This window comes from Leptospira ainlahdjerensis, assembly GCF_016919175.1.
In the GTDB taxonomy this organism is placed as follows: domain Bacteria; phylum Spirochaetota; class Leptospiria; order Leptospirales; family Leptospiraceae; genus Leptospira; species Leptospira ainlahdjerensis.
The window spans coordinates 61305-69998 of the sequence record NZ_JAFFPU010000063.1 but is presented as its reverse complement, the minus strand read 5'-3'; the positions used below and the strand labels follow the sequence as shown (position 1 = coordinate 69998).

Annotated in this window: 8 protein-coding genes; 6 read left to right on the top strand and 2 right to left on the bottom strand. The window is 35.4% G+C overall.

What is annotated here, in order from left to right:
• The 4 genes from JWG45_RS15905 to JWG45_RS15890 all read left to right on the top strand — a co-directional run.
• Nucleotides 1-636, top strand: a 636-nt coding sequence (locus JWG45_RS15905; protein WP_232380717.1) for a hypothetical protein, incomplete at its 5' end; no start/stop codon positions are given.
• On the top strand, nucleotides 633-1259 hold the full coding sequence (locus JWG45_RS22260; protein WP_408611642.1) for a hypothetical protein: 627 nt from the start codon (nucleotides 633-635) through the stop codon (nucleotides 1257-1259). The genes JWG45_RS15905 and JWG45_RS22260, both read left to right, overlap by 4 nt.
• A gap of 174 nt (nucleotides 1260-1433) precedes the next feature.
• A complete protein-coding gene (locus JWG45_RS15895) occupies nucleotides 1434-2180 on the top strand; it encodes a hypothetical protein (RefSeq protein ID WP_205280624.1) in 747 nt (248 codons plus the stop codon).
• A 1714-nt stretch (nucleotides 2181-3894) separates the two neighbouring features.
• Entirely contained in the window at nucleotides 3895-4296 is a 402-nt protein-coding gene (locus tag JWG45_RS15890) for a helix-turn-helix domain-containing protein (RefSeq protein ID WP_205280623.1), read from the top strand.
• Between the two features lie 3 nt (nucleotides 4297-4299).
• Here the strand turns inward: JWG45_RS15890 and JWG45_RS15885 are convergent, their stop codons facing one another.
• Together JWG45_RS15885 and JWG45_RS15880 are read right to left on the bottom strand one after the other, a co-directional pair.
• Nucleotides 4300-5235 (bottom strand): LIC10906 family membrane protein, encoded by a 936-nt coding sequence (locus JWG45_RS15885; RefSeq protein WP_205280622.1) that lies wholly within the window; start codon nucleotides 5233-5235, stop codon nucleotides 4300-4302.
• A gap of 7 nt (nucleotides 5236-5242) precedes the next feature.
• Nucleotides 5243-5773: an LBL_2463 family protein gene (locus tag JWG45_RS15880; protein WP_408611643.1), complete on the bottom strand. Its 531-nt coding sequence runs from the start codon at nucleotides 5771-5773 to the stop codon at nucleotides 5243-5245.
• Nucleotides 5774-6242: 469 nt separating this feature from the next.
• Here JWG45_RS15880 and JWG45_RS15875 point away from each other — a divergent pair, with 469 nt between their 5' ends.
• Both JWG45_RS15875 and JWG45_RS22255 read left to right on the top strand, forming a co-directional pair.
• Nucleotides 6243-6845 carry a hypothetical protein gene (locus JWG45_RS15875; RefSeq protein ID WP_205280621.1) on the top strand — a complete coding sequence of 201 codons (603 nt, stop codon included), beginning with the start codon at nucleotides 6243-6245 and terminating at the stop codon, nucleotides 6843-6845.
• A gap of 1232 nt (nucleotides 6846-8077) precedes the next feature.
• Complete coding sequence (locus JWG45_RS22255) at nucleotides 8078-8629, top strand: hypothetical protein (RefSeq protein WP_232380716.1); 552 nt, start codon at nucleotides 8078-8080, stop codon at nucleotides 8627-8629.
• The last annotated feature ends 65 nt before the right edge of the window (nucleotides 8630-8694 follow it).

Here is an 8694-nt window from a genome sequence, read left to right as displayed (position 1 = left end):
TCGTTTATGGTTGGAGTTACAGCGCTTGCGACGACCGCTGCGATCGGCCTTGGAGCGGCAACGTTAGTAGCGTTCGCACCTTATACTGTGATCGGTTCTGTTCCGCTTGCTGGTGCTATTGGTGTGTTTGCGATTGGAGCGGCGATTGGTCTTGGACTGATTTTGTTTGCTACGGCTGTCGCTGCAGCCGCTTTCGCGATTGGAAGCGTCTTGAATCAGAATACAGCACAAGCGTATTTAGCGGGTGGTTACTCGAAGTCGAGTTGGAACAATATCCACTGGGATGAGAAGTCTGCGAGGAAGTGGGCTTGTTATATGAGTGCAGGACAAGCTGCTACTATGGCTGCGGCTGGGTATGGTGCATTGAATAGTGTTATTTATGCAGCGGGCGCTTCGAATACTTACGCTGGCGCCTGGATGACATTAAATGAAACGACTGTTTTCGGTCCGTTTAGTGGATTTGATATTTTGACTTCGCATATGCTTCTTTATGATATCATAACAGGAGATTGGGATAGCGCTGGGAAGGCAATTGCAGGATACACAATTAAGGCAGTGATTAATAAGTCTGTACCTTTGGGGTTACTAGTAGAAGCCGGAAAGTTCGTAGGCAAGACATGCGAGGGTGATTTATGAATAAACGTTGGTTAAGGATATGTGGTATTAGATTTTCTATAATAATAATTTTAACAATTCTTAAATGCCAAGGAATTGCTCCTCGAGTTCCACCGTATAAATTAGTAACGAAAACGGACCGCAATTTTCTTAAATTTAATTTGAAATCATTAAACGACAATACCTCTTTCACTAAATCAAATTATACATTGATAACTTATTGGAACGATAAATGGATTATTAATGACGTGCAATTTCGATTGAATCCAGAGCGGGAATATTGGATGGAAAATTTTAAAATGTTATTAATTGAAATAGGTTTAGGTGCTCATTCTTTACGATTTTACGAAGGCTGTGATTATCGAATGCCGGCTCCATTAGGAAAACACAACTATGAATTTATATTTAATTCCTTTCAGGGAAACTCGCATAAGCAAAGTGGAAAATTAATTAAAACAATTGACCTTCCTCCCAACCATTCGATTCGTTTAAACGTTTCTCCTGCGGAATTGCCATATCCAAATCCAAAGGATTGGACGCAAAAGCTAATGAACGAAAATGCATATGAAATCGAAATCACCGCGACGGTTGAACCGAACCCTGAACCTGACGAGGACAAACCTTGCGAGATCCCGAAAGATTAAAGAAATTGCTTAGAATTCCAATTAAAATTATTGGTCTTTCTGTATGGAATTTTTAAGATTATTGAAGCTATGATCAGTTAGAAGTTGTTTATTCTTAATTATGTTTATTATTTCAATTAATTTTTCGAGCAAGTCCTTAGTGAAATGAAAATTGCATAGAGAAGAATGTCAAAAATGATTAAATATCTTTTAATAATGCTTACTCTAATTTCGGCAGAACAATGTGTCACCCCTGACCAGGATAGGCAATTATTGGTAATCAATCATGAAGCAGTAAATTTTAAGCAATTGAATATTATCAAAACTTACAATATTTCGAATGACGATTTTAATGGCAAAATCCACTTACTAAAATCAGATTCTGATTTTGTAGATATTATAATGTCAAATTATATTGTTGATACGGATAAATCTGCTCTGATCCATTTGTCCCAAAATTACATATTAGCTTTGTTTGAAATTGAAAATAAGAAAGATCAAATTAGTAAATTCAATACCGATGATTTAACATTGCAATGGAATGGAAAAAAAATAATTCCTCTTCATCCTAATGAATATCCTCAAGAAATCCATTGCTTAAATTGGAAGGGTAATATTAAAAACTTCTATAATCTAATTGCAATTTCCGTTGTGACCGCTTATACGGTGAATGCAATGTTTGCATGTATTGAGGGAAAGTGCAAAGGAATTGAAGATATGGACAAATGGTTAAAGGAAAATCATCCGGCTTATAATAAGGGGAAGCGATTTCTTTCAAATGCAATTTTTAAGACTACGATTGATTTTAATCAGAAAATAAATGCGAGTCAAATTGAATTTGAATCTAAAGCTATTGCAAAGGGTGTTATTCTTTATCGAAACCCTGGGAAATATACGGAATTTCAAAACTTTTTAACCATTGGCAATTGCATTGTTGATTAGGTAGTATCGCGGATTTGAATTCACTTAAGCCTCTCTCTGGAATGATAGTGAATGGAGGCATTACGCTTCTTATAATTTTTTCTCTTTTTTGTAGAGTGCATAAGTTTAACTCTGAGCCAAAAAAATTAAATTTGGAAAAATTATCTAAAGTAGAAATTTCAAGCCAAGCAAATGAAAAACAGCATTTATGCTATAAAGAGCTGGATAATTGTTTTTCAGATTGTAATCAACATTTCCCAACAAACCAAAGGCCAAATCATGTATTTAGAGGGAATTGTCGAGACTCTTGCGTTTTTAAGCTGAGAGAATCGTCGGATTGTTTGATATTTTATGAATCGATCAGAAAGTGAAAACATTTCTTGTCGAAAAATGTCGGTGTATTATTACTCGATTTAAAAGATTAAAGAAAAGAAAACTATGGTTGCGAAGTTCGACTGTTTTAGCCTATTCCTCTCCATTTGAAAAGTAGGAATTCAAGTTTATTGAACTGGCAGAGTTTAAATTTCGGCTTCTCACAAATCTCAAAGCCGTCCTATATCCAGTATATTCTAAAATTGCTTTTCTATCTAAAGAGCTAAATTCGAATCCGAATAATTTCTCATGCTCATCTAAATCTGACTCATTTAATTCAACAGCCTTCATATTCAAAAAATGCCTACTCATCTGACCCTCCATAAAACCAATAAAATAATGACAAAGAAAAAATAAAGGAATAAGAATACTGAGGTTACTGACTTTAAGTTTAAAATATCTAAGTAAAAGAAATTTCATTCATCGATTCTCTTCTTACTGTGATGCTCGCGAATTGGCTTTCTATTATGTGGAATACCGAGTTCAGTAAAAATATCTAAGACTTCGGGGCGATTTGATTTTCCTATAAATACGTGATAAACAGTGTAGTAGGGGATTCCGAGTGGTTTTACGATTCGCGCAATCTCTGCCATTGGCTTTTTCATATTTGCGATTTTAAAACACGCCTCTATTAGTTCATCCTTTCCAAGTTTTTGTATTGGATCGGTGGATTAAAAGCTGATCCTTTTTCTTGTTTGGATTCCTGCTCGGACGTCTTATTTTAAGAATAGCTCAATCATACACCCATTCCTCAAGACCCTGGTCATCTAACCAATTGTGATATCTTTTTAATAAATTCCGTTCTTCAAGATAATATTCCTGGAGTGCACATCTTGTAATAAGGAGGTCTATTGTTTCCGCATCGCTTCGAGGCTTGCCGTCCGAATTCTTTATATCTAAGAGTTTCATACTCAGCTTTAAAGATTCGAGCTTGTACCTAGTCATTTACAAATTCCTCGCTCATCGTGCTATTTTAAATAGGTTGCTAACTGCGTTATACGCACCTTGGTGCTTTGATTTCTTGCATTTTGAGTTCCTTCTTAATTGTAAATTTCAATTGGAAGTGTTGGAATCTTCGAATTTTCAATCGTATACTTCAAAAATTGTTTTGATTAATTAAAAGGTCGTAAGTAGCTTCAGTAGTTTTAGGTTGCTTTATTCGGCATTTAAGATTCGATACACTGAGCAAATAAAATAACCTCAGGAGTGGGTAATAAAGACCGCAAACTAGAATAATCGTTAAATTCTTGCACTTTCTTGGGAACCATTGCTAACTCCTATATTGCTGAATTGTCAAAAAGGGCTTCCTGACCATAAATTGACTTAATTAAAATGTCAAATAAAAAATATTAACTAAGTTAAAATGAAAAAAGAATATTTTCAAACAGATCGCCTTGAAATTGTATTAAAATACCTAAAAGAGGAGAAAGGTCTCAATCAAGGGCAAGTTGCCGATTCAATTGGTCTTACGGGAGCGGCGATTACACGGATGTTAAAAGGGAAATTACCGATTTCTTCGAAGACAGCTCTATTATTCGAGCATATCCATAATATTTCTTATCAGTGGTTTGAGGTTGGGGAAGGAAAAATGATCCTCGAATCCGGAGTAACTTCGTCTCGATCGATGAAATCAGATGCGAAAGCTATTTTGTTACAAAAATTAGAAAAAAGAAAGAATGTTTCAAAATTAATCGAGAGCCTATTAGAACTTTCTGATAATCAAATTTCTGCAATTAGAAAGATCGTTGAAAGTTATGATAAATGAAAATCACTTTAGGTGTCTACCGAACATTCTCGCAAGAATTGAACTTCGCTTCATGATAGAATATCCATAAATATTCTCAAGCTCCGTGTCTTTAACCACTACCATTTTCATAAAATGAATTTTTCTAGAAAATACTTCAGCCATCCAGGACTTGTTATCAACGATTGAGTAGGATAAATTGAAAAGTGGCATCGTCATTCTTGTCAGGACTCGTTGACTTTTGGGATAAGGATCTAAGACCTTTAATTGAAAGGCATCTGAGTTCATGATTGCAATTGACCAAATCAAAGTTCCGAATAAGAACCCGATCGCAGTATAGCCCCCGGAAAACAAACCGTATAACGTGGGTCGTAAATAAATAAAAACAAAGATCGAGATAATGGGAGGAATTAAACCCAGAAAAAGTAAAACGGCATTTGTTTTAGCTCTACCTTTTTCTCTAATTACATTTCGACCTAACTGTCCCAAAGATAACAAAGTGACTATTAGAGAATAGAAAAGTATTGCTTTGTAGATATAATTACTCCCGAAAGAAAAGCGCTCCCCTTCCTTTGAAGTAATTTTAAGCGTTTGTAAAAAGAAGGCGTGAGTGATAAAAAATCCGATCAGAGCAACATTTACGCGATGAAACCAATTTTTAGAATCCGTCAGTTCTCCTTTCTTTTGATTGTATGAAGTCGTGATTTTATAAAGAAAATAAGGAATCGGAATGGAAGGAATTAATCCCCAATTGATTAACCAGTTGTAGGACCAAAAGGGAAGTATTTCCCGAAGTATAAACGATTGGAACCAGCCGCCGAGAAGGAGACAAAGAATCCCAAAATAAAGTTGAATTCTTCGGTTCGGGATCGGATACAAAACATAAAGTCCGAGTAAAAAGATAAGTAAGGCAGAAGTCGCATTTAGAATAACGATCTCATAGGATGTGTTGAAGGACATAGAATTGTCACGATCGTAGAATTTCAGACAATTTTTGCAAACTGTTTTTTTTGATTTCTATGATTGTAAATGTTGCAGGCTTACCGAATGTTTTAAAATCTTTAAATGCTATTTTGCCGGAGAACTTTTTAGAAATTTCTGCACCAGCTTCTAAATAGATTCTTCCGATTCCCTTTCTCTGATCGTTAAACATTCCGTAGACTATATCAAAATTTTGATTTAAGCAATATTCGGCGACGCAAGCAAAGTTTAATTTAGCTGCCTTTGCGCCCTTAAGTGATGTAACAAATGCTACCGAATTCCAATCCGCAACGTTAGATTCGGTTACGCAGTATTGTTTTTCTGGATTCTCAGCTAAGAAAGCGCTTTCCAACGGAATTAAATTCTCTGGTTTCTTAACTACAATCCTCATACAAGATTGAAGTTCATTTTCGAAGAGAACATAGAGCCAAGTTGAATAGGGATCGAGACCGTCATCTTTTCTCGGATATTCGTTACCCGCGCTTACGTTAATAGAATAAACAAAATCTTTGAGCATTTGAAGAGTATGGAAAAATTCTGGATTGGAAGCTTGGAACGAGTAACACTTAAGTTCTTCTTTGTCCCAAAAAATCTCTGGAGTAGAGTATTGATGAATATTTAAAATTGGATTGTCGGTCGTTTGAGTCATAATAACATAATTATGTCTCATATCTACTTTGGATTTTCAACGCAAATTTCATGGCAGATTTAGAGATTTTCTGCGTTATTTGGTCTTCAGTTCAGATTCTCAAAAAACCTTTTTGATTATTCGGAATCTTTTTCGATGGTGTGGCTTTGAACTTTTTCACCAATTTTCTTACAATACTCTTTGGGTCAGCGAAATAGGATGATCAGTTTCATTTTTCCTAAATAATTTTTAGAATGATCTCGATTGCAAAAACTAAGGAAGACTTTCGATAGAGATGGTCTGAAAAAAACTTTTGATAAGCGTGTCCAAGAATAAGCGTTCTGAAATGGTCTTTTTCGTGCTCATTAGAAAATTTTTGCGTTTAAGAAATTTAATTCAGAATATTGATAAAATCGGTCAATTGATGCAAATAAAGAAAGTCTTAAGGATTTGTATTCTTATCCTCAGTGTAGTTCTGAATCAATGCTACGCCCATTTTGCGTTGGAGAACAAGCCGCTATTACAAAAAAATCCTGAATTATTTCTCTCAAAGAAAAAAATTGCTCTGATAGGTTTTAATGCTTCTGATTATGAAATCGCTCTATTAAAACTAAATAGACAGCACCGGAATGCTGGAGTTTTAACTAAGGGTACTGGTTTTAACGGCTTTCGATACTGTCTAGTTGCGAATGCTTATTCAGAAAAGAGTTGCATGAGTTCTTTTGGGATTGGTAAAGATCTTTCTGATTGCTCTACTTCAGAAGCAATTTCTGAAGAGATTAATTATTACATGCTCGAAAATTATAAATCTATAGTAAAAGAGAATAGTGAAAAGATTGATGAACCCGGCTTATTTTACGATTTATTGTTTAAGAAAAAATTTCAAAAAATTAAAAATGGTACAATCGATTATATATTCTTGCCATCAATTATTCCCCTTTTCAGAAATCTTCCGTATTAGGTTGGTTCTCCATTCCGCTCTCTATCATCCCATCTATGATTACTTTTAACTTTCTACCTGTCGTTAACCACCAGGTTTCCTATTCAAAATTCATGATTTACGTCAAAAATTTAAGTCTCTTAGATGAATTAGAAATCAAAAATGAATACTTTGTCTTTGGAAGCAAGATAGTTATCCGTGCGTTGCATTAGATAAATATGCGAAAATAGGGGCTCGTCCGCAACCTTCGTGTACTTGGGAGGGGAATCTAAAGAAGGGCAGGGTTTTGTTAAGGAATTCCTAAAATTCTTCTAAAAGCATATGAATGGATAAGAGGGAAATGTAGACGTTAAATCATAAATTTTTCTTTATTAAAATCCAAACGGTATAGCTTACAGATAGAATCTCATAATCCTCATGAGGGAGGAGAAAAAATGATGAAAAATCTTCGCCTCAGTTCCAAACAATGAATGCACCGTAAAATTATGGTGCTTTCTACCAACCTCTATAAGTATATAATAGGACTTGGTAGAAAAAGGCTTAAATTACTTTAAGGTGTATAATGTGGCACCATAACTTTACGGCGCGAAAGGATTCAAAAATCGAAATGACTTCACTCCAAAGAATCCGTTTTAATCTTACAAAAGAGAAACTACTTACGATTATTATGATTGACGTTGTATCCTACATATGTTAAGAATTTTTCCCATGGCCGGTGCATATTCCTTTCTTACATTTCGCACATCGGCAAATCCCCACTTCAACCCGTTTCTTCAAAACGTTCTTGGCGCGGAGATTTCCGCGGCTCCAGTAAGAAAGAAATTTCTACAATATATCCCAACTTCTTCCCATTCTTCTTCTAAACCAAAATTACTGACTGCCAAAGATCGCTTTAGTCAAAAATTTCCTCACTTAAACACCGACTATTATACTCATATCACTAAGAACCTATTATCTACTCTCTATCCTAAGAATTGTCCTGACTATAAAATTTTTTTAAGCAAAGAAGTTTCTACGAGGGAGAACGTGATTCGTTGTCCTCAATGTAATTATTTAGAGTCAAGGACTTCTTCTACTCCCTTAGAACATGGATATTCTCTTTTTTACTGTTTGAATCGATTGAACTTTTTCCATTAGGTCTTTCTGCTTCCGCGATCTGTAGAAAGTTATCAGTATCTAAGAACATTGGAACGTTACTGAAAAGAAGACTACAGATCTTCTGTAGCGATCTGATTCCTTTGATTAAGGAAGAAATGGTCAAGGATCTAAAGAAAGCTTGGAAAGGTAAGAAACTGCCAGAATCAGGCGATTTGAAAGATTCTATTGAAGGTTTGCCTGTAGTCCATACAGATACGTTAGCATTGTTCTCTGCTTCTCAAAGAGCGAACGGATATCGCAAGAGATTTAAACATAAAGGTCAAACCGCTTCTATCTATTTAACGGATTCCGTTGCTGAAGAGAAAGGAAAGTATCAAATCGGAACTTTGGTTCACACTCTTGCGATTAAGGGTGGTCCTGTGATTCTTTCTTCTGTTCCAGATCAAAAACAAAAAACACTTCAACCGCTCTTTGATTTCTTACCAGAGGATGTTCCTTTATTTGCGGATGAAGGGATTCCTTGGATGGAACGATACCACAAGAACTTCAGAAGCATCAATCATTCGAAAAGAGCTAAGGATACGAAGAGAAACGTCTGGGGGCGGAATCGTTGGTCTGAGAATGGAATTCATACTCAAGTCGCTGAAGGGACTCGGAGATCGATCAAGTATTCATTCCTCGCTTCATACAGTTACATACGGGCCTGAGAATAGGATTCTTTATCTAAACGAATATTCTGCTTTGAAAGGAATTCGAGTCTATGGTTTAGAAA

Coding starts and splice junctions, on each gene's coding strand:
- JWG45_RS22255 (WP_232380716.1), top strand. CDS start 8,078: ATGGTCAAGGATCTAAAGAAAGCTTGGAAAGGTAAGAAACTGCCAGAA.
- JWG45_RS15890 (WP_205280623.1), top strand. CDS start 3,895: ATGAAAAAAGAATATTTTCAAACAGATCGCCTTGAAATTGTATTAAAA.
- JWG45_RS22260 (WP_408611642.1), top strand. CDS start 633: ATGAATAAACGTTGGTTAAGGATATGTGGTATTAGATTTTCTATAATA.
- JWG45_RS15880 (WP_408611643.1), bottom strand. CDS start 5,773: ATGCTCAAAGATTTTGTTTATTCTATTAACGTAAGCGCGGGTAACGAA.
- JWG45_RS15885 (WP_205280622.1), bottom strand. CDS start 5,235: ATGTCCTTCAACACATCCTATGAGATCGTTATTCTAAATGCGACTTCT.
- JWG45_RS15895 (WP_205280624.1), top strand. CDS start 1,434: ATGATTAAATATCTTTTAATAATGCTTACTCTAATTTCGGCAGAACAA.